This window comes from Streptomyces sioyaensis, from assembly GCF_004122735.1.
Taxonomy (GTDB): Bacteria; Actinomycetota; Actinomycetes; order Streptomycetales; family Streptomycetaceae; genus Streptomyces; species Streptomyces sioyaensis.
The window spans coordinates 1-25,449 of sequence record NZ_SDIF01000023.1; the positions used below are offsets into that span (position 1 = coordinate 1).

At 69.7% G+C, this 25,449-nt stretch carries 27 protein-coding genes and 1 pseudogene; 16 read left to right on the forward strand and 12 right to left on the reverse strand.

Going from position 1 to position 25,449, the window contains the following annotated elements; translation table 11 throughout:
• Window positions 1-307: 307 nt before the first annotated feature.
• Together EST54_RS11070 and EST54_RS11075 are read left to right on the forward strand one after the other, a co-directional pair.
• A complete protein-coding gene (locus EST54_RS11070; RefSeq protein WP_244942494.1) occupies window positions 308-1,852 on the forward strand; it encodes a DUF2079 domain-containing protein in 1,545 nt (514 codons plus the stop codon).
• Between the two features lie 171 nt (window positions 1,853-2,023).
• A complete protein-coding gene (locus EST54_RS11075; RefSeq protein WP_129247439.1) occupies window positions 2,024-2,368 on the forward strand; it encodes an MmcQ/YjbR family DNA-binding protein in 345 nt (114 codons plus the stop codon).
• A 32-nt stretch (window positions 2,369-2,400) separates the two neighbouring features.
• Here the strand turns inward: EST54_RS11075 and EST54_RS34630 are convergent, their stop codons facing one another.
• A complete protein-coding gene (locus EST54_RS34630) occupies window positions 2,401-2,559 on the reverse strand; it encodes a hypothetical protein (RefSeq protein WP_167511525.1) in 159 nt (52 codons plus the stop codon).
• Window positions 2,560-3,062: 503 nt separating this feature from the next.
• Between EST54_RS34630 and EST54_RS11080 the strand changes: the two genes are divergently transcribed.
• A complete protein-coding gene (locus EST54_RS11080; protein WP_129247478.1) occupies window positions 3,063-3,509 on the forward strand; it encodes a hypothetical protein in 447 nt (148 codons plus the stop codon).
• A gap of 81 nt (window positions 3,510-3,590) precedes the next feature.
• Entirely contained in the window at window positions 3,591-3,995 is a 405-nt protein-coding gene (locus EST54_RS11085) for a nitroreductase/quinone reductase family protein (protein ID WP_129247440.1), read from the forward strand.
• A gap of 115 nt (window positions 3,996-4,110) precedes the next feature.
• On the opposite strand, the gene hemC is transcribed toward EST54_RS11085, so the two are convergent.
• Window positions 4,111-5,046, reverse strand: a complete 936-nt coding sequence (gene hemC, locus EST54_RS11090) for a hydroxymethylbilane synthase (protein WP_129247441.1) — start codon at window positions 5,044-5,046, stop codon at window positions 4,111-4,113.
• Between the two features lie 87 nt (window positions 5,047-5,133).
• Between hemC and EST54_RS11095 the strand changes: the two genes are divergently transcribed.
• Window positions 5,134-5,802, forward strand: a complete 669-nt coding sequence (locus EST54_RS11095; RefSeq protein WP_129247442.1) for a maleylpyruvate isomerase N-terminal domain-containing protein — start codon at window positions 5,134-5,136, stop codon at window positions 5,800-5,802.
• Between the two features lie 114 nt (window positions 5,803-5,916).
• Here the strand turns inward: EST54_RS11095 and EST54_RS11100 are convergent, their stop codons facing one another.
• On the reverse strand, window positions 5,917-6,621 hold the full coding sequence (locus EST54_RS11100) for a class F sortase (protein ID WP_129247443.1): 705 nt from the start codon (window positions 6,619-6,621) through the stop codon (window positions 5,917-5,919).
• Between the two features lie 268 nt (window positions 6,622-6,889).
• Here EST54_RS11100 and EST54_RS34040 point away from each other — a divergent pair, with 268 nt between their 5' ends.
• Window positions 6,890-7,579, forward strand: a complete 690-nt coding sequence (locus tag EST54_RS34040; protein ID WP_154074015.1) for a hypothetical protein — start codon at window positions 6,890-6,892, stop codon at window positions 7,577-7,579.
• 1,003 nt (window positions 7,580-8,582) lie between these two features.
• Here EST54_RS34040 and EST54_RS11110 read toward each other — a convergent pair.
• On the reverse strand, window positions 8,583-9,311 hold the full coding sequence (locus EST54_RS11110; RefSeq protein WP_129247444.1) for a Mut7-C RNAse domain-containing protein: 729 nt from the start codon (window positions 9,309-9,311) through the stop codon (window positions 8,583-8,585).
• A gap of 235 nt (window positions 9,312-9,546) precedes the next feature.
• On the opposite strand from EST54_RS11110, the gene EST54_RS11115 reads away from it, so the two are divergent.
• Window positions 9,547-10,836 (forward strand): ATP-binding protein, encoded by a 1,290-nt coding sequence (locus EST54_RS11115; protein WP_129247445.1) that lies wholly within the window; start codon window positions 9,547-9,549, stop codon window positions 10,834-10,836.
• A gap of 149 nt (window positions 10,837-10,985) precedes the next feature.
• Here the strand turns inward: EST54_RS11115 and EST54_RS11125 are convergent.
• Window positions 10,986-11,368: pseudogene (locus EST54_RS11125) on the reverse strand (chitinase); the annotation flags it as partial.
• A gap of 474 nt (window positions 11,369-11,842) precedes the next feature.
• Here EST54_RS11125 and EST54_RS11130 point away from each other — a divergent pair.
• Window positions 11,843-12,541: an aspartate/glutamate racemase family protein gene (locus EST54_RS11130; protein ID WP_129247446.1), complete on the forward strand. Its 699-nt coding sequence runs from the start codon at window positions 11,843-11,845 to the stop codon at window positions 12,539-12,541.
• A 140-nt stretch (window positions 12,542-12,681) separates the two neighbouring features.
• A complete protein-coding gene (locus tag EST54_RS11135) occupies window positions 12,682-12,990 on the forward strand; it encodes a hypothetical protein (protein ID WP_129247447.1) in 309 nt (102 codons plus the stop codon).
• 267 nt (window positions 12,991-13,257) lie between these two features.
• Here EST54_RS11135 and EST54_RS11140 read toward each other — a convergent pair whose 3' ends face one another.
• Complete coding sequence (locus EST54_RS11140) at window positions 13,258-13,491, reverse strand: DUF6296 family protein (protein WP_040901270.1); 234 nt, start codon at window positions 13,489-13,491, stop codon at window positions 13,258-13,260.
• Between the two features lie 442 nt (window positions 13,492-13,933).
• On the opposite strand from EST54_RS11140, the gene EST54_RS11145 reads away from it, so the two are divergent.
• The 7 genes from EST54_RS11145 to EST54_RS11170 all read left to right on the forward strand — a co-directional run bounded on the left by EST54_RS11145 (window position 13,934) and on the right by EST54_RS11170 (window position 17,740).
• Window positions 13,934-14,380, forward strand: a complete 447-nt coding sequence (locus EST54_RS11145; RefSeq protein WP_372448278.1) for a VOC family protein — start codon at window positions 13,934-13,936, stop codon at window positions 14,378-14,380.
• Between the two features lie 300 nt (window positions 14,381-14,680).
• Window positions 14,681-14,866, forward strand: a complete 186-nt coding sequence (locus EST54_RS11150) for a hypothetical protein (protein WP_106430567.1) — start codon at window positions 14,681-14,683, stop codon at window positions 14,864-14,866.
• A gap of 211 nt (window positions 14,867-15,077) precedes the next feature.
• Complete coding sequence (locus EST54_RS11155; RefSeq protein WP_129247448.1) at window positions 15,078-15,794, forward strand: hypothetical protein; 717 nt, start codon at window positions 15,078-15,080, stop codon at window positions 15,792-15,794.
• Between the two features lie 218 nt (window positions 15,795-16,012).
• A complete protein-coding gene (locus EST54_RS35855; protein WP_275416157.1) occupies window positions 16,013-16,138 on the forward strand; it encodes a hypothetical protein in 126 nt (41 codons plus the stop codon).
• Window positions 16,135-16,734 carry a hypothetical protein gene (locus EST54_RS11160; protein WP_174857429.1) on the forward strand — a complete coding sequence of 200 codons (600 nt, stop codon included), beginning with the start codon at window positions 16,135-16,137 and terminating at the stop codon, window positions 16,732-16,734. The genes EST54_RS35855 and EST54_RS11160 overlap by 4 nt, the downstream gene beginning before the upstream one ends.
• A gap of 11 nt (window positions 16,735-16,745) precedes the next feature.
• Window positions 16,746-17,432, forward strand: a complete 687-nt coding sequence (locus EST54_RS11165) for an alpha-ketoglutarate-dependent dioxygenase AlkB family protein (protein ID WP_129247449.1) — start codon at window positions 16,746-16,748, stop codon at window positions 17,430-17,432.
• 65 nt (window positions 17,433-17,497) lie between these two features.
• Entirely contained in the window at window positions 17,498-17,740 is a 243-nt protein-coding gene (locus EST54_RS11170) for a DUF2277 domain-containing protein (RefSeq protein ID WP_129247450.1), read from the forward strand.
• Between the two features lie 16 nt (window positions 17,741-17,756).
• Here the strand turns inward: EST54_RS11170 and EST54_RS11175 are convergent, their stop codons facing one another.
• From EST54_RS11175 to fabD, 6 genes are all read right to left on the reverse strand, one after another.
• Window positions 17,757-18,584, reverse strand: coding sequence for an endonuclease/exonuclease/phosphatase family protein (locus EST54_RS11175; RefSeq protein WP_239013827.1), 828 nt, complete (start codon window positions 18,582-18,584; stop codon window positions 17,757-17,759).
• Between the two features lie 384 nt (window positions 18,585-18,968).
• Window positions 18,969-19,586: a flavin reductase family protein gene (locus tag EST54_RS11180; protein WP_129247452.1), complete on the reverse strand. Its 618-nt coding sequence runs from the start codon at window positions 19,584-19,586 to the stop codon at window positions 18,969-18,971.
• A 102-nt stretch (window positions 19,587-19,688) separates the two neighbouring features.
• Entirely contained in the window at window positions 19,689-20,900 is a 1,212-nt protein-coding gene (locus EST54_RS11185; protein WP_129247453.1) for a cytochrome P450, read from the reverse strand.
• Between the two features lie 113 nt (window positions 20,901-21,013).
• Entirely contained in the window at window positions 21,014-21,847 is an 834-nt protein-coding gene (locus EST54_RS11190; protein ID WP_129247454.1) for an SAM-dependent methyltransferase, read from the reverse strand.
• A gap of 298 nt (window positions 21,848-22,145) precedes the next feature.
• The gene (locus EST54_RS11195) at window positions 22,146-23,162 is read right to left on the reverse strand and encodes an NADP-dependent oxidoreductase (RefSeq protein ID WP_129247455.1); all 1,017 of its coding nucleotides are present in this window, start codon (window positions 23,160-23,162) and stop codon (window positions 22,146-22,148) included.
• A 31-nt stretch (window positions 23,163-23,193) separates the two neighbouring features.
• Window positions 23,194-25,449 carry an ACP S-malonyltransferase gene (gene fabD / locus EST54_RS11200; protein ID WP_129247456.1) on the reverse strand — a complete coding sequence of 752 codons (2,256 nt, stop codon included), beginning with the start codon at window positions 25,447-25,449 and terminating at the stop codon, window positions 23,194-23,196.

The window sequence follows — 25,449 nt, forward strand, 5'->3', positions numbered from 1 at the left end:
GGTCCACGGATATTCGCCCGGCCCACGGGCTCCTGAGCCGCTCCGCCGCAATTCCCCGCACCCTTTCCCCGCCTCATCGAACTGGCCCGGTGGGACGCGGGGTTACACTCACGTGCGGTGCGTTCCGGCGGTCGTACCGCCGTCCGGGCGGGCCGGGGCGGGAGGGGAATTCCGGTGAGCCGGCCGCACATCAGCAGCACCGCCGGGAAACCGGCCCCCGGGAAACATCCGTGGACTTCCACGCCGCCCAACAGAGCGACGGGGGCGGTACACCGTGTTCTTTTCTGAGTCGATGACGGTGGGTGCGATGGTGGAGACGGTGGAGCGGCTCAGGAGCCCGTGGGCCGGGCGAATATCCGTGGACCGGAAACTCTCGGACTTCGGCACCGCGCTCGGAAAACGTCTGCCCGGCCCACAGGCAATGGGCTGGACCGTGACCGCGGTGTTTTTTGCTGTGTACACCGTGGTGTCGCTGCTGCGGAACGATCGCATGCTCAACGCCGGTTACGACCTGGGGATATTCGAGCAGGCCATCCGCGCCTATGCGCACGGCCAGGCCCCGGTCGTGGAACTCAAGGGCCCGGGCTTCAATCTTCTCGGCGATCACTTCCACCCCATCCTGGTGCTCGTCGCCCCGCTGTACCGGCTCTTCCCCAGCTCGGTCACGCTGCTCGTGGTGCAGGCCGCCCTGATGGCGCTGGCCTGCTACCCCCTCACCCGCTGGGCGCACCGGGCCGTCGGACCGGTCACCGGTCTGGCCGTGGGCTGTGCGCTGGGCGCCTCATGGGGCCTGGTCACGGGAGTTACCAAGGACTTCCATGAGATCTGCTTCGCGGTGCCCCTGCTCGCTTTCAGCGTGACCGCGCTCGGGCACCGGCGTTGGCGGGCGGCGGCAGCCTGGGCGCTGCCACTCCTCTTGGTGAAGGAAGACCTCGGACTCACGCTCGCCGCCATCGGTGGCTATATCGCATGGCAGGGACTGCGCGAACGCCGTACGCAGGAAACGACGCGGCGGGGCTCCCCGATTCTGCTCGGCCTGGCCGTCGTATGCATCGGAGCAGTGGGAACGGCGGTCGAAATTCTCGTTCTGCTGCCTGCCATGAATCCCCGTGGCGGCTTCGACTACTGGCATCAGATGCCGGGAGAGGCCTCGTCGGCCGGTAGTGCCGTCGGTGTCGCGTCTCTCGGGCTGCACCTGTTCTGGCCGCCCATGAAGTGGCTGCTGCTGTTCATGCTCGCCGCACCCACCGCGTTCTTCGGCCTGCGCTCGCCCCTGACACTGCTGTGCGTGCCCACGCTCGCCTGGCGGCTGCTGGCCGGCAACGAGCACTACTGGCAGCCGAATTTCCACTACAACGCGATCCTGATGCCCCTCGTGTTCGCCGGTTTCGTGGACGTGCTGCACCGCCGGACGGATCTGGTGCCGCCTCCCCGCCGCCGCAGGCTCCTCGCCTTCTCCGCCGCTTTCACCGCGGTCACCGCGGCGGTGTACCCGCTCCACGACCTGGTGCTCCCCTGGGCATGGCGCACCCCGGCCCATGTCCGTACGGCGGAGCGGCTGCTGGCGCGCATCCCCGACGGGGACACCGTCGCCTCGTCGAACCGGCTGGCACCGATGCTGACCGGGCGCACCACTGTCAGCCTGGTCTGCTTCGGCACCGGATCCGATCCGGCGGCGCCGACCGCTCTCCCGGCCGATCCCCCGCGCTGGGTGGTCTCGGACCGTCATGATCCGACCGTCAAGACCCCCTGCCCGGTGGCGCAGACCCAGCGCATGCTGCGTCTCTACCGCGCGCACGGCTACGTCCAGATGGCGGAGGAGGACGGGATCACCCTGCTGCGCAGGCCGTAGCGGCCCGGGGCACCCGGCAGGGCCGTGCGGAGCCCCGCTCCGATCCCGCCGCACCGCGCACTTCCCCATGAAGGACCCCATGAAGGACCCCATGAACGGCGTCATGAACGGCCTCATGAACGGCCTCACCAAGAGCTGCCCAGGAATGGCGCCCCCGCCTAAGGTGGTGGCGTGATCGATTCCACTGATGTCCGCCGTATCGCCCTCTCCCTGCCCGAGACGGTGGAGAAAGAGGCCTGGGAAATGCCCACCTTCCGGGTGGCCGGGAAGATGTTCCTCACCGTCCCCGACGACGAGACATCGGTCGCCGTGCGATGCCCCATTCATGAGCGGCAGGAATTGATCGCGGCGGAACCGGAAAAGTTCTGGGTGCCGCCCCATGAGGCCGGTTCCCATTGGGTGCGGGTACGGCTGTCCGCACTGGAGGACATGGCCGAACTGCGGGACATCCTCGTGGACTCATGGAAGCAAGCGGCGCCGACGCGGCTCTTGGATGCCTTCCCCGAAAATGGCTAGGCGGCAGCCGGCGACGGATGGCGAGAGGTGCGTCAATCGCGACGGCGGAGATCGCTCCAGTCCAGCGCCCGGGACGCCGTCAGCTGCGAATGCTCCGCGGCCGCACGGGCTTCGGCGAGGATATCGCCCTGCTCCTCGACGAGCTCTTCGTAGATAGGGGTCTGGCTGGAGGGGTGCGTGGAGGTAGTCATCTCGGTAATCCCATTCCCTTGTGGTTCTTCGGCTGCGGCTCGGTAGGTTCTTGCCGCCCTGAGAACAAGGGAGCACCACGGTGAATACGCGGTGCGCAAAGGGAGGTGTGCCCCACATGCGCCGCTCCCCCGTGCGGCGCTGGACATCGTGTCATGACCGCGGCGAGCACGCAAAGATCAGCTCGGCGCCTGAGACCGATGCTGACGACACGCATCATGCCTGCGTAGAGCCGGTTTGGCGGCGCCGTGGCGGGTGCGGCCGATGCAGCAAGTGAAGCAGATAACAGCAGCCGGCTGAGCGACCCGCCCCCTCCCCCCTCTTCGAGCTCCGGGAGCGCGCGGATTGGCGAGAACCATGCCCCATCAGGGCTCCCTCGGTCACGATGAGTCCATGCCGCAAACCGTGAGAAGCATCGGAAGCAACTGGAGGCGATCTCGTGGGTGAGGTCGATCTCGTGGGTGAGGGGTCTGGTGAAGGGGATTTCGTGGGTGCCGGGGATGTCGTGGGTGACACGCTGTACGTGAGGTTTCAGGGGACCCGGCGCAGCCCCCGAGGCCACTTCCCCGGAATCTTCGCCCTCGCCAACGGCCTCGCGCGGGACGGCAGGCTGAGCGAGGAGCAGTACCGCTTCTGGCGCGCCGGGAACGATTGGTACGACGCCCACTACACCAACCCCTCCCATGTCGATCCCACCGTCTACGACCGCGACCTGAACCCCGGGGCGGTGGCATGGTTCAAGACCTCCGCCGTGCGGCTCATCGAGCGGGTGGACGGCTACGTGGCACTTCTGGCCGCCCATGACGTGGACTGCGAACGACTGGAGTCCACCGACCCCGGAAAGATCATTTACGAGGACGACGAACAGGTCGTGGTCGTGCCGTGGCAGGGCGACAGCCCGCACGACACGGTCAGGCAGCCGGACGACCCCGAGGAGACACGCCCCGCCTGACGGGGGATCATGAACGGGTCCGGCGCGGCCGTGCCCCTCGTCATGGCCACGGTCACGGCAAGGAACGGGAGGCCAGCCACCATGTCGCGCTACCAAGAGATCAAGTATCGGGCCGTCACCTCGTTCCAGAGGAAGATCGGCAACCCCGTCCTCTCCAGGCTGCCGCGTCAGACCCTGCTGGAGACGACGGGGCGCGAGTCCGGACTGCCCCGGCGGACTCCGATCGGTGGCCGCCGCATCGGGCGTGAGTTCTGGTTCGTCTCGGAGTACGGCGACAGGTCGCAGTACGTGCGGAACATCCGGGCGGATCCGCAGGTCCGGGTCCGGATCAAGGGGCGGTGGTACGCCGGCACTGCGCATCCGGTCCCGCACGACGATGCCCGTGCCCGGCTCAAGACCTTGCCGCGCCTCAACAGTGCTGCCGTACGTGCGGTCGGTACCCGCCTGCTGACGTTCCGGGTCGACCTCACCGACGGACCGCGCTGATCGCCCCCGGTCTCGCCACTCCCGTCGTGCTGCCCTCGTACTGCTCTCCTGCCCGGCGAGGCAGCCGTACAGGAGAGCAGCCGTGCACGAGAGCAGCCGTGTGTGACAGACAGCCTCAGTGCGCGATGCCGTCGATCAGCTCGCGGGCGCCCTGACGCAGCAGGGCGACGGCCACGGACGTACCGAGCGTCTCCGGGGTGAGCGGGCCGGCCCACTCGTGCGCGTTGAGGACCGTCTTTCCGTCCGGGGTGAAGACACAGGCGCGCAGGGACAGTTCGCCGCGGCGGTCGGTCTTGGCGTAGCCGGCGATCGGGCTGTTGCAGTGGCCCTGCAGGACGTGCAGCAGCATGCGTTCGGCGGTGGTCTCCTGGAACGTCCGGGGGTGGCCGAGACCGCTGACGGCATCGATGGTCTCGGTGTCGCCCTCGCGGCACTGGAGGGCCAGGACACCCGCTCCGACGGGCGGACACATCTCGTCCACCGACAGGATCTGGGTGATCACATCCGTACGGCCGATGCGTTCGAGACCGGAGACGGCCAGCAGCAGTGCGTCTGCCTCCCCGGCCGCGAGCTTTTCCATGCGGCGGTTGGCGTTGCCGCGCATCGGCACACACTGCAGATGCGGATGGGAGGCCGCGAGCTGGGCGATCCGGCGGACCGACGACGTACCGATCCGGGTGCCGTCGGGCAGCTCGTCAAGGGTGAGCCCGCCGGGGTGGATCAGCGCGTCACGGACGTCGTCGCGCTCCAGGAAGGCGGCGAACGTCGTACCGGCCGGCAACGGGCGGTCGCCCGGGATGTCCTTGACGCAGTGCACCGCGAGGTCCGCCGCACCGGCCAGCAGGGCGGCGTCCACCTCCTTGGTGAACGCCCCCTTCCCCTCGACCTGGGAGAGCGCGCCCATCCAGCGGTCGCCGGTCGTCTTGACCGGGATGACCTCCGTGGCGATGCCGGGGTGCAGCGCGCTGAGTTCGGCGCGGACGCGCTCCACCTGGGCCAGAGCCATGGGCGAATCGCGCGAGACGATACGGATCAGTTCAGGGGCGGACATGTGCTCACGATAGACCGTCAGAACCGTGCGACGGGCACCAGCAGGCCCGGCTCCGCCCGTTCTCCAGCCCCGCGGTACGGTCCCACCATGTCCCGAGCAACCGAAGCCCGAGCTCCGCGGCCGTTCGCCGGCCCTGCCGACGCGCTGGAGGGTGCCGTACAGCTCGCCGTGGCGGCACTGCACGAGGCTCCGCCGACGGCCTGGGACCGCAAGGCCGGTTCGCTGGAGTGGGACTGCTGGGAGACGATCGATCACCTCAGCGGCGCCCTCTTCACCTACGCCGTCCAACTGGGCCCCAGGAAACCGCCGTTGGAGGGCAACGTGCCCTTCGTGCGGGAGAGCCGGCGAGCCGGTGGGCCCGCCGGCGCCGTGCACGCCGACCGTGCGGCGGGGCCCGCCGGGCTGCTGCAGGTGCTGGAGGCGAGCGGGGCGCTGCTGGTGGCCATGGTGCGGACGGCGTCGCCGCAGGCGCGGGCGCACCATGTGTTCGGGGTGTCCGACCCCGAGGGCTTCGCCGCGATGGGCACGGTCGAGACCCTGGTGCACACCTACGACCTGGCGCGGGGGCTGGGCCTCGCATGGAACCCGCCCGCGGATCTGTGCCTGTGGGTGCTCGCCCGGCTGTTCCCCGACGTCCCGGAGGAGGGCCACGATCCCTGGGCGACCCTGCTGTGGGCCACCGGGCGCGGCGCGCTGCCGGGCCACTCCCGCCGCACGGGTTGGCGCTGGGACGCGAGCGTCCGGGCCCGGGGATAGTTCCGGCGCGCCCCGCCCGGGCTTTGGCCATGACGAAGCCCAGGCCGACGACGAGGTCGGCCTGGGCCAGTCGTGAGGTGCCCGGGTGGTCTCCGGAGTGCGAGGAGAGCCCGCTCAGGCACGTCTGTACGAGGCGAGGTGGGCGAACACCACAATGTTGTCGACGTAGTCCTTGACCTTCCTGTCATAGGCGCCGCCGCAGGTGATCACGCGGAGCTGCGCGGTGGAAGCATCGGCGTAGACCCGGTCGTTGGGGAAGTTCGACTTGGCGAAGGTCTCCACGGAGTCGACCTTGAAGGTTGCGACGACACCGTCCTCGCGAGTGATGTTGATCGAGGCGCCCTGCTTGAGCGACTCAAGTTGCAGGAACACCGCCGGTCCGGTCTTGGTATCCACGTGACCGGCGATGATCGCGGATCCGCGCTCACCCGGTGACGCACCGTCCTTGTACCAGCCGACGAGATTTCTGTCATTCCCGGGCGGTGCATTGAGCTGGCCGGTCGAGCTCAGGGTCAGCGTGGTGAAGGGCGCGTCGACGGCGATGTCCGGGATCGACACCCGCCTCGGCGCGGAACGCGGCAGAGCCAGATCGGGGACCCGCGGGGAGGTGGCCGTACGGCTTCCCGGCGTGGCGGAGGAGGCCACCGCGGGGCCGGACAGCGGCTTGGGGTCTGCCGAGGTGTCCACGGAGTTGTAGACGAGGAGAGAACCCAGCAGGAACGCTCCCGCAGACCACAGCAGGCCGCGGCCGACGGGGCGGGACGCGGAGGCGAGCCGGGGTGGACGGGAATTCGGCTGGGGTGACTGCGGGGCGGTCATGTGACGGAGCCTTTCATGAACGGGACGGCAGCTAGGGCAGTGCAACGGCGGTAAAGAAAGCGCCGCGGCCACCGTCCACGAGGAGCGGTGGCCGCGACAGCAGAGCGGCCTCCGTAACGGAGCAGCCGGATCAGGCCGCAGAGGCGCCCGAGGTGTTGCGACGGCGCAGCATGTAGGCGCCGGCGCCGAGACCACCCAGCATCAGCACGGAGCCGGCAGCCAGACCGCCACCGGTCGCCATGCCGCCACCACCGGTGTGGATGCCACCGTGCGGCCGCTGACGGTCGCCGTAGCCACCGTCGTGGTCGCCGTAGCCACCACGGCCGTGGTCGCGGTCACGGTCGCCGTAGCCACCGCGGCCGTGGTCACGGTCTCCGCCACGACCACGGCCACCGTCACGGCCGCCGTCACGGCCACCGTCGCGGCCGCCGTCACGGCCGCCACGGCCGTGGTCGTCGCCGTAGCCGCTGCCCTGGTCCCAGTCAGCGACGACTACCTTGGCCATGGCGCCACCACCGGTGTGCACGCCACCGCTGGGCATGTGGTCACGGCAGCGGTCCATGCGGCCGTCGCGACCGCGGTCGCGGTCACGGTCGCCGCCACGACCACGGCCACCGTCACGGCCGCCGTCACGGCCACCGTCACGGCCACCGTCACGGCCACCATCGCGGCCACGGTCACGGTCGCCGCGGCCATCGCGGCCGTCGCGGCCGTCACGGCCACGGTCGCCGCCGCGGCCACGGTCACGGTCGCCGCCGCGGCCGTCACGGCAGTGGTCACGGTCGCGGTCGCCCCGACCGCGGTCGCGGTCACGGTCGCCACGGCCGCGGTCGCGGTCGCCGTTCCGGTCGTGGTCGTGGTTGCTGGAGGAAGAACCACTGTCCGCGGCAATGTCCTCCGTGATCATGGCGTTCGCAGCAGGGGCAGAGATTGCGAGCACCGCCGTAATGGCGGCTGAAGCGAACAGGGTGCGAGCAGTGCGCATGGGGACATGTTCCTTTCGGCGCAACTGCGAAGGCTGACTCTTTGTCGGCTCATCGGATCGCAGTGGCGACGTGATCACCGTCAGCCGGATTGCGGCCTCGCACCACCGGAGAACGTCGCATTCGAGGTACCCCCTGGGCTCTTCGGGTGGCGGAAGGCAGCGGATTCACCCGTTGGACGGCGCGCGTCGTCGGCGTGTCGCGTTACGAGTGGGCTAAAGGGCCTCGACGGCGCCTCGACAGCCCGTCAGAGCGGAGTCATTCGGTACTGAACGGGCGTCGCGAGCGGGGTCGCCCCTGACTCGCCGACGCCGCCGACAGCCCCGACGGCCCTCCGATGACTCGGAGGCGGCTCGTCAGGAGGCAACGTCAGTTCCGGCGTACGCGGTGGGGCCGTCGTGCGGTGGGCCTGCCGTGCGGTGGGGCTGTCGTGCGGTGGGGGCGTCGTGCGGTGGGGGCACCGGCCCAGCCCGCGAGAGACGCACAGTCGACGGACGCCCAGCGGGCACAGCAATGACTCGAAGCTCAATTCCGCAGAAGGAAAAGAATGCCTTAACACCCCTCCAGGGCCCGGCCGTTCGGCAGACGGTGGCGACCGGATCTCGTCATTCGCCGGGTGCCGCATCCCTCCTCGTCCTCTGCCGCGAGGACGGACACCCCTCTTCTCCCGGCGGGCACACGATTCGACGGGGACACGATTCGGTGGACACGCGATTCGGTGGGCACACGATTCGGCGAGAACACGTTCGTCGGGCACACGGTGAACCGCCGCACGGTGCCGTCGGACTCACCCCACAGCACCCGCCAGCAAGGCCCGCTGTCGTCTCCTCTGCCCTCCCTTTCGGGGAGATGCCCGGGCCATGAGTACACGAAAGGCCGGCCACGCTCACTCGGATGGAGGGATTCGATACACCCGAAGGGCCGCTCCGACGGGCGGTCCTGTGTTTCACATGAAACACCGACGGACGGTCGCGCCGGTCAGGTGGCGCTGTCCCGGAGAGCCTTTTCGACGATCGCTTCCAGCCGGGAGTGGTGCGCCCCTCGCCAGTAGACGCGCCCGCATGCGGTGCACTGGGCGAAGACGTCGTACGTCCGCTGAGTGCCGTGTTCAAGGTGCTCACGGACCGAGTCCTTGTCCGCGTCCGTGAGCGGGCCGTTGCATGCGGTGCAGCGGGTCCAGGGTGCGAGCTCGGGCGCGAACCGGTCCAGTACGTCCCGGAGTTGCTCATCGGGCCGGTCGCTGTAGATGAACGCGCCCGCCCAGATCTCCCGCCGTCGCAGCAGCCCCCGGTCCCGGGAGAGCAGTACGCGTCGCTCCTTCGCCGAGAGCGCCGCCAGTGCGGCGTCGCCGGGGTCCTCATTCGTGTACGCCGCGTCGACGCCGAGCAGCCGCAACCTGCGCGCCAGGGTGCCGAGGTGAACGTCGAGCAAGAACCGCAGCGGCGCACCGGGGAACCGCTGGGGGCGCTCGACGGCGTACACCTCGACGCGCTCCCCCGCCCGCGGGACATGGGATACGGGCACCTCGGCACCGTTCACGACCAGCCGTCCGACCTCGGTGAGCGGGACGCCGAGCGATTCGACGACGTGGCCGAGCGTCGAGGAACCGTCGGTCACCACGGGCGCACCGGCGGCGGTGGCGTGCGCCGCCCCAACGAAAAGGTGCAGCTCAGGGGCGATGACGAAGGGGATCTCAGGACCGTTCACGCCGGACAGCATGTCATCGGCCGAGCCGGCCCGGCCAGCGGATTCGCGGCGGTCGGAGCCCGGAGCGGCGAGCCACCGGCGCTCCGGCCCGATCGCAGCCGCGCCAGATCTGGCTACGTACGGACCGTAGCGGTCCGCGCCCCGGATTGTGCACGGTGGAGCAGGCCCCGCTCCCCCGCCGCCCCTAGCCTCACTGCCACCACATCACCACCATCACCAATGAGGGGCGGTACCGGTGAACTGGCTCATCCACGACTACCGCGAGAACGATCTCGCCGAGGTGGTCCATCTGATCGACTCCACGGCCGACCTCGGCCAGGAGTCCGTGTTCTCCCTCGCGGAGTGCATCGGCGCGCTGACCTCTCGGCAGCCCGCCGTGGTGGCCGTCCACCACGGTGCTCCCATCGGGGCGGCGCTCGCGTGTGTGGCCGGTGAGCGGGGCTGGGTGATGCGGATCGCGATCTCCTCGTCCTGGCGCGGCCGGGGACTGGCGAGTGCCCTGCTGGTGGAGCTGGAGCGGCGGCTGATCGCCGCCCGGGTGAGCCGGATCGCCTATGTGCTCCCCGAGGAAGACCTTCTCGGGGAGGGACTGCTCAATGCGGGCTACACCCGGCAGCCCGCAGTCGCCTACTTCGAGAAGGTGGAGCCGCATCACGGGCCCGCGGCCGGCCTCCTGGAGGACCTCGGCGGGCGGTTTCTGCCCGCCGACCTGTGGGCCAAGGTGGCCGGCATGGAAGCGGAGAAGGATCTCATCGAGCGACGGGTCGTGCTGCCGCTGGCGGAGCCGGAGCGAGCTGCCCGGCACGGCGTACGGCCGCCGCGGGCGATCGCCCTCTTCGGCCCGCCGGGCACCGGGAAGACCACCTTCGCCCGGGGCATCGCCGCCCGCCTCGGCTGGCCGTTCGTCGAGCTGCTTCCGTCCCGGCTGGCCGATGGGGGAAATCTGGCGGCTGCCCTGCGCACCGCCTTCGCCCGGATCGCGGAACTGGAGCGGGTCCTCGTCTTCATCGACGAGGTCGAGGAGATCGCCCCGGTCCGCGGCGAACCCGCGCAGCCGGGCGGGCTGCACGGCGTGACCAATGAGCTGCTCAAGCTCATACCCGGATTCCGGGAGCGGGACGAGCGGCTGCTGGTGTGCGCGACCAATTCCCTTCGGTCGCTCGACCCGGCGTTCCTGCGCCCCGGCCGGTTCGACTACGTGATCCCGATCAGCACGCCGGACCCGGCGGCGCGCTCGGCGATCTGGTCCCGGTACACGGACGGCCGGGCCGATGTGGACATCGCGGCGCTGGTGGCGGCCAGCGAGCTGTTCACCCCGGCCGATATCGAGCACGCCGCCCGGGTGGCCGCGCAGGCTTCTTTCGAGCGGGACCTGGAGGCGATCGGGGTGGGTGCGGGGGCACGTGGGCGGCTCGGGGCAAGCACCGATGACTACCTCGCCGCCCTCGCCCGCTGCCGGCCCACGGTCACCCCCGCGATGCTCGACGAATTCGGTGCGGACATCACGGCCCATGCCCGCTGCTGACCCGGCCGCCGCCGCGGCGCAGTTACTCTCCGGGGCCGAACCATGCGTCCAGGCGGGCGGCGGCCACTTCCCATGGCTCGACGACCCGGTTCAGTTCGCCCGGACCGTCGGCTCGTTCCTCGACCACGCCGTTCCGCCCGCACACCGTGTCAGCAGCCCAAGTTGCCGCCAGGTGCGGTCCCCGGGATCTGCACGAAGCTCTGATAGCTGTTGATCCGGCTCCGCACCTGGCCGGGGTTGCCACCGTTGCATTCGAGCGAACCGTTGATGCTGCGGATGGCCTCACCGAATCCGGCGCCACTGACCATCGCGTGGTGCGGCGTCATGGTGCCCGGTCCGGTTTGCGTGTTCCAGTACCACAGGGATAGTTCGCGGTGTTCTGCTCCACCGCATACACCAGGCCACCGGTCTCATGGCTGACGTTCGCGAGGAAGACCGCGGCCTCCTGGCGCCGCACGGTGTCGCTCCCGGTGTTCGCAAACTCGGGATACGCGCAGAGGGCCGCCGTCAAACCGCTGTAGGTATAGAACGATCGCCAATTCACCGGCGCCAGCGCCGGAGAGGACCACCGCGCCCACCATGCAGTGCTCCGAGTCAACCGCCTGCCATCCAGCCCTTCACCCAATCGACTACCGGGCCGCTACTGCGGGACCGGAATGGACGAGGGACAGAAACAGAAACAGGAGAGAGGGGCAAGGACAGGAGCGCGGCACGATCCTGGCGGACGAGCCGCAACTGAAGCCCGGCCTCCTGCAGTTCTGGCTGGCGTGCCGCACCGCTGACCAGCAGGTGGTGCGACAGCCCGGCACGGCAGCGGAGGCCTCGCACGGCAACGCATTGAGCCTTCCTCCGGCACCCACGACTATCCAGCCAGCCCTCGTTGACAACGTCCGGCGGACCTTCCCGGCGATAGCCGGACCGACCGGGCAGAACCGGGAGCAGGACCCGGCACAGCAGCCCCAACACGGCCCCGGCTTCGCCTCCAGCCCCGTGCCATAGTGCCCGCATGAAGACGATCGGGCTGCTCGGAGGCATGAGCTGGGAGTCGACGGCGGAGTACTACCGGCTGCTCAACGAATTGACGCGGGAGCGTCTGGGCGGCCTGCACTCCTCGCGCTGCGTGCTCTACTCCGTGGACTTCGCGGAGATCGAACGACTACAGACCGAAGGGCGCTGGGAGCAGGCAGCCGGGGTACTCGCCGAAGCCGCCAGGGCACTGGAGGCGGCCGGCGCCGAAATACTGCTGCTCTGCACCAACACCATGCACAAGGTCGCCGGCCAGGTTGCCGCCGCCGTCACCGTCCCGCTCCTACACCTCGCCGACACCACAGCGGATGCCGTACGTGACAGCGGGCTGCGCCGCATCGGGCTGCTGGGCACCGCCTTCACCATGGAGCAGGACTTCTACCGCAACCGGCTGGAAAGCCATGGGCTGGAGGTGCGGGTCCCGGATGCCGCCGGACGACGAATCGTCCATCGCACGATCTACGAGGAGCTGTGCCAGGGCATCGTCCGTGACGAGTCCCGGCAGTCATTGATGGCCATCATCAGGGACCTCGTCGCCGCCGGGGCCGAGGGCATCGTCCTGGGCTGCACCGAGATCGAGCTGCTCATCAAGCCGGAGCACAGCCCGGTCCCGGTATTTCCGACCACACGGCTTCATGCCGAAGCCGCCGTCACCCGCGCGCTCACCGGCTCCCCGTAATTACGGAGTCCGGTAAGTCTGATAGATCCGGAAGTCCGCCACCTCACCAAGTTGAAGGCTGCCACTACCATCAACTCCCCTCTGCACACAGGCTCTTGTGCTGTGAGCAGGTTTGAAGGCACTACAGGTACGCTGACGTGGTGTCGAGTACCGAGTTAGAACGACTGGCCAGGATCCGGATGCAAGTCACCGGTGAGACGCTGGAACGCGCCATGGCCGTACTCGAAGGACACGCCACCGCCCCCGAGCCGAAATCCGAACCTGACACCGCGACCGAAGACACCGGAAACAGCGAGGTCAATGAGCCCGACGCGCCCAACGAGGCCAGCGACGGCAGCGACGGCAGCGACGGCAGCGACGGCAGCGACGGCAGCGACGGCAAGGAGAACGCCGCGCGGCGGGACGGGGGACGGACACCCCAGCGGCGAGGCCATCTCCGCAGCCTGTGAGGGAGGCCGCGCGACGGCGAGTAGCGCCCTCAAAGGGAAGCGATGATCCATGGAAGAGAAGTAGCGACTCACGAAGAGTCGCGTGCCTTACACGGAGAGTCATGGATGCCGGGCAACCTCCGACGCCGGCCAACGCCACGGTCCGGGCAGGCCGGGCACCACCATGCGGCTCCGCACTCGGAACATGCTGCTATCGACCATCCACTCAGCGTGAACGGTCGACAGAGGGCGCCCAGCCCGACGAGGAGCCGCTGAGAAGCCTGCGGCTCACGGAGTGAGTGGCCGCGCCAGCATCGGTGTCTTGAGCATCTGATGTCCGCCGCTGGCCAGCATGCGGACCTCGCCCCGGTCGCTGATCTCTGCGCGTACGATCCCCGATTCATCCTCGTAGACCGGATACCCGCCAGCTCCTGCCCGCTCGGTACGACGGACGATCACCACGTCGTCCTCCACCGCGGGAGCTTGAAATACCAGCTCATAGCTTTCCGGGTAATCCTCCATCGTGGCCTCCCGAATACGACTCGGCAGGTGCTGTGGGCGGCGCTCCCCACGCCGCTGGACGCGCGCCGCTGCACCTCCGCCCTTCCATCCTCACCCACTCCCGCCCGCCGCGCCTCATGAGGGAGAGAGGGAGAGGCGGGACAGGCAGCGGTGGCTTCTGAGGGTGCCCCGCCCCCGCGCGCTGTCACGGGAGCGGGGCGGGTCCGAGAAGCGCCAGCAGCTCGGATAGTTACGGGAGCCACGGTACGGGGCACCACTGACAACGGCGGACGGACGGACCGACGGACGGACCGACGGACGGACCGGCGGACCGGACGACCGGCAGACCGGCAGACCGGCAGACCGGCAGACGAGCGGACGGGCGGGCCGGCGGGCCCGGCCAGTGCGGCCCTCGCGCCCCTCGCGCCCCTCGTGCCGCGGCCGGGCAGACGGGAGCCCTCGCATGCTGCGGATGCGGCGGCGAGGGAAGGACCTGTCGGTACGCGGCGACATCGCGGCGAAAGGGGTGAAGGTGGCCGGGAGACCTCGGTTTTCGCTCGGGACGGTGGTCCTGGACTGCGCGGATGCGCATGTGCTGGCGGGCTTCTACCGGCGGCTGCTCGGGTGGGAGGTGACCTACAGCGAGCCGGACTGGGTACTCGTCAGAGACCCGGACGGGGGTACCGGGCTCTCGTTCCAGTCCGAGCCGGGATACCAGGCCCCGGTGTGGCCGGAACGACCTGGGGAACAGCAGAAGATGCTGCATCTCGACATGCGGGTCGATGACCTTGATGAGGCCGAGGCGTATGCGGTCGCGGCGGGGGCGACGCGCGCCGACTTCCAGCCTCAGGACGATGTCCGGGTGTTGCTCGATCCGGCGGGACACCCGTTGTGCCTCTTTCTCCATTGAGGGTGGAGGTGTTGAGGGCGCAGTGTTGACGGCTGGGGCGGGAGCTGAGGGCGGGGTATCGGCGGCTGGGCGTCGAGGGGCGGTAGCTGCCGGCGCCGGGGTCCGCCCTTCACCCTCGATGATCGCGGAGCGTGTGGGAATGGACACATGCAGGTAGCGAGGGCGGATCGGGCGGCCGACGATCCTGGCTGGTCAGGAAGTTGAGACGGCGTAAGGACGGGGGCGCGAAGGGCGAAATACGGACGGAGGGCCGATGCGCGCGGGATCGCGTTGTCAGTGTCTGCCCCTAGCATGGCTTATATGTCCCCAACTCCTTCTGCCCACACGGATGTCCCCGTTCCCGCCGCCGAGGCGAACGAATCGATTCGGCGATTCGTCCGCGCCCGGCGCGGACTGGCGTGGTCGGCGCAGGACATGGCGGAGTATGCGGTGCTGCTGGAGATCTGGACGTTGGCGGTGCGCGCGGAGGTCGTCGAGGCGGCATAGCCCAAGGTCAGCGTGGATGGGGGGATGTGGCAGCGGCGTTAGTGGCGCGTTAGTGGATCGGCAGCCATCGGCACCAAGCTGATGCGTGTTCCGCTCATCGAAGCGGTGCGAACGCCGACGACCATCGGCACAGCCAACGCCGAAGCCAGCGCAGCGACGCCACGATTCCACCGGAATGCGGAGCGGCAGCGTGCACGCAAGGGAGATTCTCATGTCCTGGAAGAAGGGCCCTGAGACCGACATCGACCTCACCGCAACCGCCACCGGTGCCGCAGATGCCACCCACACCAGCATCCACACCACCAGCGCCTTACCTCCCGTCCTCCGCCGTGGACGCACGATCGTTGCCGCTTCGCTGATCGCCGTCGCCGCCCTCTCGCTGACCGCCTGCGGCACCGGCCAGAACAGCACCAAGCCGAGCACCAAGGTCTCGACGAGCCCCGACCCCGTGAACCGGTCCAAGGAGGCGGCCGCCCTCGGCGACACCGCAGCCAACGAAGACGCGGAAGCGGGCCGGAAGTCGGGCGAGACAGCGAAAAGCGGCGGGCAGAGCGCCGGGGCAAGCGGCAACAAGGCAGGTGGCGGCACCACTGGCGGGGCCGGTACGGACACCGGATCGGCGTCCCACGGCAAAGGGAGCAACGGCACCTGGACCGGCGTCCTCAAGTATCTGGCTCCCGGCAAGCTCACCGTGACGCCGGCGTCCGGGACCGAGCAGGCGTTTTTCGTCGGCGCCGGGACCAAGACCCTTGGCGCGGCTGTGATCTGCGCGTCAGACGGCAACGTCACCGTGGACAGCAGCGGTTACGGCACCTCCTCGTGCACCGAGGCACAGCTGGAGAAGGCGGCCAAGATGAACTCCGTCGAGGTCCGGGTCACCGTTGAGGGCGGCGTGGCAACCCGGATCGCCGAGCACTACCGCCCCTGAGCCCCGAGCAGGTGTCGCGCCCAGCCCGGAGCCCTGCGCGCACACGACGTGGTGAGCGAGAGGCGCGGATCGCTGATCGGCGGGACGGAGGTCGGTGACGACCGGACGACCCGGCAACCGGGCATGGGGCACGGGCATGGGCAACCGGGCCGGCCGACCACACCAAGCCGTCCGATTTCCGCCAGCGGAAGCGGCGCGCGTACCCGCAGACTCGAAGCGTGAGAGCAATGCACACGACCGAGGACGGACGCGCCGTGACCACTCCCGGGACGTACACCGCCGCCACCGCGAGCGACATCGCTGCCGGTGGCGCCGCTGGTGGGCTGCTGCTGGTGAGCCGATGACCTCTCCGCTTCTCTCCCGGGCGGAGGCGGCCGCGTACGGGCCCCTCCCCTCCCCCGCTCCGCACACTGACGCCGAACTCGCCGCTCTGCTGGACCTCGTGGCCTCGCCCGGTGCCCGCATCTCCACCGTGGTGGTCGGGCACAGCCGGGACGCTGCGTCGCGTGCGGCCGCGGCGGCTTTCGTCGAAGGGTGGCGGGCGCTCGGCCGGCTGCCGGTCCTGGCCGTGATCGACTGGCCGGAGTCCGCCGCGTCCTGGCTCCGGGCGGCCGGCCGCTTCACCGCCGGGGAACCGGATGCCTGGGTGGTGGCGGCCGCGCCGCTCGGCTGGGCGCAGATGAGCCGCCGGCTGCGCCACAGCACCGGCTGGGACCCGGCACGCACGTACGGCTTCGCGGCGCTCGGCGACTCCCGCGTACCCGCCCTCGCGGGCCGGACGACGCTCCAGGGCATGCGCGGCGCCGACGCGGACGGCGGCACCTGGACCGTCGATCGCGGCTGGGTTGTCCAGCTGCTCACCGGTCCACCGGCCCCTCGGGCCACGACGCATCGCCATGGCACGCTGGAAGAAGTCAGCGATGAGGGAAGTCAGCAATGAGGCAGGAACACATGAGCAGCCCACTTCCCGGCTTCGACCGGAGCGGGGCCGCCCGTGGGCTCCGCCAGGAAGTCGCCCCCGGCGCCATCCACGTCCCCGGCTGGCTGCCCCTGGCCGAGCAGCGTGAGCTCGTCACCGCCTGCCGGGGCTGGGCGCGTGGTCCGGCCCCGATCCGTCACACGAGGCTCCCGCGCGGCGGCGTGATGTCCGTCCAGACCGTGTGCATCGGCTGGCACTGGCAACCGTACGCATACACCCGCACCGCCGACGATGTGAACGGGGCGCGGGTGGCCGCGTTCCCTGACTGGATGGTCGAGTTGAGCCGTCGCGCGCTGGTCGAGGCCTACCAGGACGCCACCGCCGGCGATGGCTACACCCCGGACACCGCTCTGATCAACTTCTATGACGGCCAGGCGAAGCTCGGCATGCATCAGGACAAGGAAGAGCGCTCCCCCGCGCCGGTCGTCTCGCTGAGCATCGGCGACACGTGTGTCTTCCGGTTCGGCAACACCGAGACGCGCACCAAGCCCTACACCGACATCGAGCTGGCCGCCGGTGATCTCTTCGTCTTCGGCGGGCCGTCCCGCTTCGCCTACCACGGGGTGACCAAGGTCCGGCCGGGCACCGGCGATCCGGCGTCCGGCCTGTCCAGCGGGCGCCTCAACATCACGATGCGGGTGACCGGGCTCGACGGATAGCGCCGGGCCTCCACGGCACACCGGACCCGCTCCTCATCGCCGGGCTCACGCGGCAGACTGGACTCATGTGCCGCAGCATCAAGACGCTCCGTCCGCCCGCCACCCCCGAGGTCACCGACGAGGACATCCGGGCGGCGGCCTTGCAGTACGTCCGCAAGGTCTCCGGGTTCCGCGCCCCGGCCGCTCACAACCGCGAGGTGTTCGACCAGGCCGTGGACGCCGTGACCGCCGCGACCCGGGAACTCCTCGACGGCCTGCAGATCCGTGGCTCCGCAGCCCACCGCGGTGCGCACTCGCACACCCCTTAGGGCAGGGCCGGCGTCATCACCATTCGAGCAGCGCCTGAACCGGCAGGTGATCGCTCGGATACTGACCGTGCGCGGAATACGTATTGATCGTGGCGCGCCGGCAGCGCACCCCCGGCGAGGTGAGGATCCAGTCGACCCGGTCCCCGTCCGGTACCAGCGGCCGGTAGCCGTGAAAGGTGGCGTACTGCGGGCTGCGCTCATCGGCCGCGTCCCAGCTGTCGACGAGTGATCCGCCACCGAGCATCGCGTCGTACACGGAATTCTTGTGCGCGGCGACATTGAAGTCGCCCGTGACGATCCGGGGCAACGTGCTGACCAGCCCACCCAGCCGTTCGGTGATGAGAGCGGCGGACCGCTCTCGCGCGTACTGATGCGCATGATCGAGATGCGTGTTGAGCACATAGAATTCGCGCTCCGTCCGCAGCTCCCGGAATCGCACCCAGGTCGCCATCCGAATGACGGTATTTCCCCAGGTCGCCGACGCGATCAGATACGGCGTGCCGGACAGCCAGAAATGGTCGTATTCAACCGGCGCAAGCCTCCGCACGTCATAGAAGACGGCCGCGAATTCCTCCTTGCTTCCGCCGCCCCGTCCCGTTCCCACCCAGGCGTAGTGCGGCCCGAGGTCCGCCGCGATATCCCGCAGCTGCCCGTACAGCCCCTCCTGCGTCCCGAGCACGTGCGGGATCTCCCGGCGGAGCAGGGCCCGCATCACGGGGCGGCGCTCCGCCCAGGAGTGCGGCCGGGCGTCCGAGGCGTACCGCAGATTGAAGGTCATGACCCGCAGCGCCCGCTCGCTGCCGGCCGCGTACGCAGGCGTCGGCTCGTACGCGGCTGCCGCCATCGCTCCGGCAACCGCACCGGCGGCCACCGCCCGAACCGCACTCCGCCGGCTGACTTGCGAGGGCCCGGTCGCGGAGCCGGAGCCCGAGCCGGAGGAATCAGGTGAAGCGTGGAACGCGGGAGGGAGAGCAGTCACAGCGACTCCAGTCGTCCATTGCGCGGGCAGGCACCTACACCACTGACACCCTTGCAAGGACAACCATGACGGCCCAGTCCCGAACCTCGCCACATTCCCCAAGTGGCCGATGGGCCAATTGACTTGAAACGCTGGGGAAGGGGGCGAGGGGGCGAGGGACCGAGCGGGCGGACGGTCGCCTGTCTTGCCTCGGCCGGGCCGCTGACCGCTGACCGCTGACCGCTGACCGCTGACCCCTGTCGACGGCCTCTACCGGTCGCCCGCCGGCCCCTGCCAGTCCGCGTGCCGAATGCGGGAGATCTCGCGTACTCCGGAGACCGTGGCCCACTCGTCCTTCCCCAGCCGCGACAGGGGCTTCAGCCGGGAAATCTCGGGGTGCCCGTCGACCAGTACGTCTTGTGACACGGCCGCATGCACCACGCGCCCGAAGACGACGGTGCCGTCGCCGATCCGCAGCGTACTGTGCACCTCGCACTCCAACGCCACCGGCGAGGCCGCCACGCGCGGCGGCTTGACCCGCAGACTCGGCTCGGTGGCGATCCCGGCCGCCTCGAACTCGCTCACCCCGTGCGGAAAGTCGGTACCCGTGTCATTGATCGGCTCGAAGAGCCCCTCGGGCGCAAAGTTGACCACGAACTGACCGGTCGCCTCGACATTGTGCAAAGTGTCCTTGCGCCCGACGGAGCTGAACTGCACCACGGGCGGCGAGACACTGGCGATCGTGAAGAAGGAGTGCGGTGCGAGGTTGTGCGTGCCGTCCGCCGAGGTGGTCGACACCCAGGCGATGGGCCGGGGCACCACCGTCGCGGTCAGCAGCCGGTAGAACTCGTTGCGGGACATGGCAGCGGGATCGAAGTCAATACGCATGGTGATCAGTATCCACACCGGCCGCCGCGGGTCCTACAGCCGATCGCATCACTGCCCAGCCCCTGAGTCCTCCGACCACCGGCCCGCGCGCACCGCCTCCGCCTACCAGATGACCGGGAGCTCGTGCAGGCCGAAGATGGCCGCGTCGTTCTTCAGCGGCAGGTCTTCAGCGGGGCCGGCCGGCCGGAGTCCGGGGATGCGGCGGAGCAGGGTCTCGTAGACGATCTCCAGTTCCATCCGGGCGAGGCTCTGCCCGAGGCACTGGTGCGGTCCGTGGCCGAAGGCGAGGTGCTGGCGTGCGCCGCGGTCGACGTCCAGCCTTCCGGGGTTCTCGAAGACGTCCGGGTCGTGGTTGGCCGAGCCGCCCAGCGCGAAGACGCCTTCGCCGGCGCGGATGGTCTGCCCGCCGATCTCGACGTCCTCCTTGGCCACGCGCGTGGTGATGATGTCGGTGATGGTGAAGTAGCGCAGCAGTTCCTCGACGACCTGCGGTGTGCTGCCGGGGTCGCCGGTGATGCGCGCCCGCAGCTCGGGCCTCTCCATCAGGGCGAGCATGCCCAGCGAGATCATGTTTCCGGTCGTGTCGTGCCCGGCGGTCAGCAGCAGGAACGCCAGGTCGACGAGTGCGTCGTGGTCGTACGCGCCGTCCTTTCGGCCCTTGGCGATCTGGCGGCTGAGCAGATCGTCCCCCGGGACCTTCTCCTTGGCCGTCACGAGCTCGTCCAAGTAGGTCTGCAGGTCGAAGAACGCCTGCTGCCGGGTCAGCGGCGGGAGGGTCATGCTGAGCATGCGGGAGGTGCGGTCCTCGAAGAAGTCGCGGTCGGCGACGGACACGCCGAGCAGCTCGCAGATGACCAGGGAGGGCACCGGGAAGGACATCGTCTTCACCAGGTCGGCCGGGTTGGGGCCGGCGAGCATCGCGTCGACGCACTCGTCGACGATCTCCTGGACGCGCGGGCGCAGGGCTTCCATCCTGCGGAAGGTGAACTCGCCGACCACGGCGCGCCGCGCGCGGGTGTGTTCGGGCGCGTCCATGCCCGCCAGGGACAGTGTGGAGTCCTTGTCGCTGCGGGCGAGCTCGACCAGCATCGGGAAGTTCGGATCGGCCCGGTCGGAGCTGAGCCGCGGTTCGAGCAGCGCCTTGCGAACGTCGTCGTAGCGGGTCAGGATCCACGCCGGCTTACCGGTCGGCAGGATCACCTCCGACACGGGCCCGCTCTCGCGCAGGCCCTTGTACTCGTCGGGCAGCCGGTAAGGGCAGGTGCGGGGGAAGGGGAAGGCGGGTGGGGTGCCGCCGTCGGTCGGTCCGGTCACTGGATATCGCTCCTCATCGGTGGTGGGTGCGCGGTGGCGCCGGAGGTGCGCCGCGCCGTCGCCCGGGGGTGGGCCGGCGCTCCTCCGGCGCCACATCGTTCGAACGTCCCCGGTCAGAGGGGCTTCTGCGCGGTCAGCAGCACGGAGCCGAATTCGTCGACGTCGATCATGGAGGCGGGGCTGAACTTTTCCTCTGCCTCGTCGTCGAAGACGGTCTGCATCTCCTGGGAGCCCTTGCTCATCTGCTCGAAGGTCTGCCGCACGCTCTGCTCGGTGATGTCGAGGAGCTCGACGAAGCGCAGGCCCGCGTCGCGCAGCATGGGCACGTAGTCCTCGGGCCGGGCCAGCGTCATGATGAAGTCGCGGAGGAGCCGGTCCACCGCGGGCTGCTTCTCGGCGGGGATGGGGCCGCGCTCGAAGAAGTCGGTGAGGACCAGGCGGCCGCCGGGGCGCAGTACGCGGCGGATCTCGCCGAGGACCCGTCCGCGGTCGGGCATGTGGAAGATCGACTCGATGGCGATGGCGGCGTCGAAGGAGTTGTCGGGGAAGGGCAGTTCCATGGCGTCGGCGTGCCGGAACTCCACGCGGTCGCTCAGGCCGGCGCCCTCGGCGAGGGCGGTGGCGCGGGCGATCTGGTCCTTGCTGATCGCGATGCCCGTGACGTGGGCGCCGGTGCGCCGGGCGATCCGCATGGCCGGCTGGCCGACTCCGCAGCCGACGTCGAGGACCTGCTGTCCCTGGTCGATCCGCAGGCGGTCGGTCATCGTGTCGGTGAGCCGGTCGGCCGCTTCCACGAGCGGGGTGTCGTTGTCGTCGACGTCCCAGTAGCCGAGGTGGAGGCTGCCGCCGGCCGCTTCGGTGTCCAGTGCGGTGAGGCGGTCGTAGAGGTGTCCGACCTCTTCGGGGTCGGGGACGGAGACGGGGGCGGTCGTGGACGTGCTGGACATGGAAGTCCTCCGTTTTTTCTGTCTGCTGAACCGGAAAGGGGTGCAACTTGCACGGTGGGCGCGTGGATTCGGGCGGAAGCGCCGGAAACATCTACTCGCCGCGGGCTGAATGCCGGGGGAAAATGGGGCAGATGGGGAATTCACTGCGCACGGCGTGAAGCCTGCCATCTGCGTGGAGTCTGCGCTTGGAGATCACCATACCCGCCGGGAAGAAAATGCGGAACAATTCCACAGAAAATTCCATGGAGACAGGAAATTTCCTGGAGTTCACCCTTTCCTTCCGCAGGGCGTGGCGCTTTCATTCGGCGATTCTCACGAGCATTTTGCCGGTGTTGGCGCCGCGCAGCATGTCGATGAATGCGGCGGGTGCGTTCTCCAGTCCCCTGACGACGGTCTCCCGGTAGGAGATTCTCCCGTCCGCCAGCCAGCCGCCCATGCGGGCGGTGAACTCGTCCGGGAGATCGGCGTGGCCACCGACGAGGAAGCCGCGCAGGGTGATGCCCTTGGCGATGGCCTGCGCCAGGTTCCGTGGGCCGGCCGGGGGGTCCTTCTCGTTGGCCTGCGAGATGCTGCCGCAGAGGGCGAACCGCGCGCCCGTCCGGGCCAGGACCAGGGCGGCGTCCAGGTGGTCGCCGCCCACGTTGTCGAAGTAGACGTCGATGCCCGTCGGCGCGGCCTTCGCCAGCTGTTCGAGAACCGGCCCGTCCTTGTAGTCGAATGCCGCGTCGAAGCCGAGCTCCCCGGTCAGATAGGCGACCTTCTCGGCACTGCCCGCCGATCCGATCACGCGTTCCGCGCCGCAGAGCCGGGCGATCTGACCGACGAGGGACCCCACCGCGCCCGCGGCCCCGGAGACGAACACGGTGTCGCCGGGCCGGAATTCGGCGGCCTTGAGCAACCCCGTGTAGGCGGCGTGCCCCGGCATGCCGAGCACTCCGAGATACGCGCCGGGTGGCGCGAGCGCCGGGTCGATCTTGACCGCGCCGGCAGCGCCCACGACGGCGTACTCCCGCCAGCCGAGGCCGTGCAGGACCAGGTCACCGACGGCCAGGTGCGAGGACTTCGAGACGACGACCTCGCCGACGGCGCCCCCGTCGAGCGCCTTGCCGACGGCGAACGGCGGAACGTAGGACCTGGTTTTGTTCATCCGCCCGCGCATGTACGGGTCGACGCTCATCACCAGGTTGCGGATCAGCACCTGGCCGGTCCTGACTGCGGGCGGTTCCGCCTGCACGACCGAGAAGTTCTCAGCGGTCGGCCACCCCTCGGGGCGGGTGGCGAGCCGGACTTCGGTGCCCGTGGACGGAGCGGTCATCACGTTCTCCTCGACTGCGGTGGGTGGTCCGTCACGCACTGGGCACTCCGAGGGTGTCGCGCCAGTGCCGGCATGCGGTGGCGATGTGTTCGGCGGCGCCGTCGAGCAGCATGAGGCCGATCCGGTCCACGTGGCGGTGCCGCCATGAGGCGAGTTCGGTGCCTTCGACCCACTGGTTGAAGGCACCCAGCGCCGGACCGGTCTGGACCTGGTAGTTCACTTTTCCGGAGCCGTCGCCGTTCATGGCGAGGCGCGTGGTGTGGAAGAAGTACCAGCGGAACACCAGCGCCATCTTCTGTTTGGGCTCGGCGTCGGCCCGGTCGATGTCGGCGTCGCGCCCCTGCGACCGGAGATAAACGCGTACTTCGTCCCAGACCTCTTCGATGCTCTTGCCGAAGTAGGTTCTCTCCAGGAGGGAGCGCGTTTTCTCCGGAATATCGGCGAGGCCGTCGTAGTGGGAGTAGAGGGAGAACAGTTTGTTGGCCCGCGTGGGGAAGAAGACGCCTTTGCGGAGCACCTGCACCTTGGCACCGAATTCGAACATGTCGCCTGCGGGGGCGTAGGCGGTGTCGGCGATGCCGACGTCCTGCAGCATGTCCTTGACCTCGGTGCTCATGCCGGATTCCACCGTGCACTGGTTGATGGATCCGGTGAGTACGTAGTCGGCGCCCAGCATGAAGGCCGCCGCGACCGCCGCGGGGGTGCCGAGGCCGCCGGCGAGCCCCATGCAGATCGGTTCGTCGTAGCCGTACCGGTCCTGGGCCTGCTGCCGGAGCTTGAGCATGGCGGGCATCATGACCGTGGCGACGCCGCCGTCCGTGTGCCCGCCGGAGTCCGCCTCGACCGTGATGTCGTGGCTCATCGGCACCGTCCGGGCGAGTTCCGCCTGTTCGTCGGTGAGGGCGTTCTCCCGGCGGAGCCGGTCCAGGACCGGCCCGGGGGCGGGTGCCATGAACTGCTCGGCGACCTCCGGCCGGGAGACCTTGGCCACGATGCGGTGGTCGCACACCGTCCGGCCGTCGGCACCGCGGCGGAGTCCCCGTGCCCGGTAGAGAACGAGCGCGGGGGTCATCTGCATGAAGGCCGACGCCTCGATGACGGGGACGCCGTGGCGCATCAGCACGTCGACCAGCGCGCGCTCGGCCGCAGGGTCGTCGTGGTCGGCCAGTACGTTGACGCCGTAGGGCTGCCCGCCGGCCAGGCCGTGCTGGACCTCCTTCACGCCCTGCTCGATCTCCGGGAGCGGCAGGCCGCCGGTTCCCAGGAAGCCGAGAATGCGGTGCCGGCCGAGCCTGACGACCATCTCGGCCGAGGCGATTCCCCGGTACATGCCGCCCACGGCGTAGGCGTGGCGCACACCCATGCGCCGGCGGAACACGGGGCTGCCGAGCGCGGCGGCCGGTGTGTCGGGCACGGCAGCCGGGGCATCGGGGCGGGCGACCGGCCGCGGGGCGGCGCGGATCTGGTCGATCAGCCTGCCGAGCACGCGGCCTCCGAGTTCGACGAAGTCGGTGACGCCCTGGTCGAGGAGGTGGTGCACGCTCTCGGTCCAGCGCACGGGCTGCACGATCTGGTCGACGAGCGTGCGCGCGGTCCGGCCGGGGACGTACGGGCGCGCGGTGGCATTGGCGATCACGGGCGTCGCCGGGTCCCCGAGGGCGAATCCGTCGGCGAAGCGGGCGAAGTCCTGCTGCGCCTGCCGCATCAGGGGCGAGTGGAAGGCGCCGGACACGTTCAGTCTCACGCAGCGGATGTCGCGCGCCTCAAGGTATGCCACCAGCGCGTCGACGGTCGCGGTGTCGCCGGACACGACCTTCTGCTGAGGTGCGTTGTCGTTGGCGACGGTCAGGCCGCGGAAGCCGCCTTCGTCGAGGAGTTCGCGCAGCCGTGCCGCGTCGACCCCGACCACGGCCGCCATGCCACCGCCCCGTGCCTGCGCCATCAGTGCACCGCGCCGCTGGACGAGGCGCAGTCCGGTCGCGAAGTCGAAGGCGCCGGCGGCGTGCAGGGCGCAGTACTCCCCCAGGCTGTGCCCGGCGAGGAAGGCCGGCTCGTCGCCGGTGCTCTCGCGCCACTGCCGGTGGGCGAGCGCCCCGACCACGAACAGCGCGGGCTGCGTGTACTCGGTGCGGCCCAGTTGCTGATGCGGATCGTCCAGGCACAGCGTGCGGAGGGAGTAGCCGAGGACTTCGGAGGCTTCGTCGGCGAGTTCGGGATACGCGTCGAACAGCTCGCGTCCCATGCCGCGCCGCTGGGCGCCCTGGCCGGGAAAGACCACTGCCTTCAT

Excerpts from the sequence above, each read along its gene's own strand:
- EST54_RS11190 (WP_129247454.1), bottom strand. The coding sequence starts at position 21,847 with ATGTCCAGCACGTCCACGACCGCCCCCGTCTCCGTCCCCGACCCCGAA.
- EST54_RS11140 (WP_040901270.1), bottom strand. The coding sequence starts at position 13,491 with ATGGAGGATTACCCGGAAAGCTATGAGCTGGTATTTCAAGCTCCCGCG.
- EST54_RS11095 (WP_129247442.1), top strand. The coding sequence starts at position 5,134 with ATGTCCCGAGCAACCGAAGCCCGAGCTCCGCGGCCGTTCGCCGGCCCT.
- EST54_RS11165 (WP_129247449.1), top strand. The coding sequence starts at position 16,746 with ATGAGCAGCCCACTTCCCGGCTTCGACCGGAGCGGGGCCGCCCGTGGG.
- EST54_RS11150 (WP_106430567.1), top strand. The coding sequence starts at position 14,681 with ATGTCCCCAACTCCTTCTGCCCACACGGATGTCCCCGTTCCCGCCGCC.
- EST54_RS11175 (WP_239013827.1), bottom strand. The coding sequence starts at position 18,584 with ATGGCGGCAGCCGCGTACGAGCCGACGCCTGCGTACGCGGCCGGCAGC.
- hemC (WP_129247441.1), bottom strand. The coding sequence starts at position 5,046 with ATGTCCGCCCCTGAACTGATCCGTATCGTCTCGCGCGATTCGCCCATG.
- EST54_RS11145 (WP_372448278.1), top strand. The coding sequence starts at position 13,934 with ATGCTGCGGATGCGGCGGCGAGGGAAGGACCTGTCGGTACGCGGCGAC.
- fabD (WP_129247456.1), bottom strand. The coding sequence starts at position 25,449 with ATGAAGGCAGTGGTCTTTCCCGGCCAGGGCGCCCAGCGGCGCGGCATG.
- EST54_RS11160 (WP_174857429.1), top strand. The coding sequence starts at position 16,135 with ATGACCTCTCCGCTTCTCTCCCGGGCGGAGGCGGCCGCGTACGGGCCC.
- EST54_RS11170 (WP_129247450.1), top strand. The coding sequence starts at position 17,498 with ATGTGCCGCAGCATCAAGACGCTCCGTCCGCCCGCCACCCCCGAGGTC.
- EST54_RS11130 (WP_129247446.1), top strand. The coding sequence starts at position 11,843 with ATGAAGACGATCGGGCTGCTCGGAGGCATGAGCTGGGAGTCGACGGCG.
- EST54_RS11195 (WP_129247455.1), bottom strand. The coding sequence starts at position 23,162 with ATGACCGCTCCGTCCACGGGCACCGAAGTCCGGCTCGCCACCCGCCCC.
- EST54_RS11085 (WP_129247440.1), top strand. The coding sequence starts at position 3,591 with ATGTCGCGCTACCAAGAGATCAAGTATCGGGCCGTCACCTCGTTCCAG.
- EST54_RS11070 (WP_244942494.1), top strand. The coding sequence starts at position 308 with ATGGTGGAGACGGTGGAGCGGCTCAGGAGCCCGTGGGCCGGGCGAATA.
- EST54_RS34630 (WP_167511525.1), bottom strand. The coding sequence starts at position 2,559 with ATGACTACCTCCACGCACCCCTCCAGCCAGACCCCTATCTACGAAGAG.
- EST54_RS11155 (WP_129247448.1), top strand. The coding sequence starts at position 15,078 with ATGTCCTGGAAGAAGGGCCCTGAGACCGACATCGACCTCACCGCAACC.
- EST54_RS11100 (WP_129247443.1), bottom strand. The coding sequence starts at position 6,621 with ATGACCGCCCCGCAGTCACCCCAGCCGAATTCCCGTCCACCCCGGCTC.
- EST54_RS11180 (WP_129247452.1), bottom strand. The coding sequence starts at position 19,586 with ATGCGTATTGACTTCGATCCCGCTGCCATGTCCCGCAACGAGTTCTAC.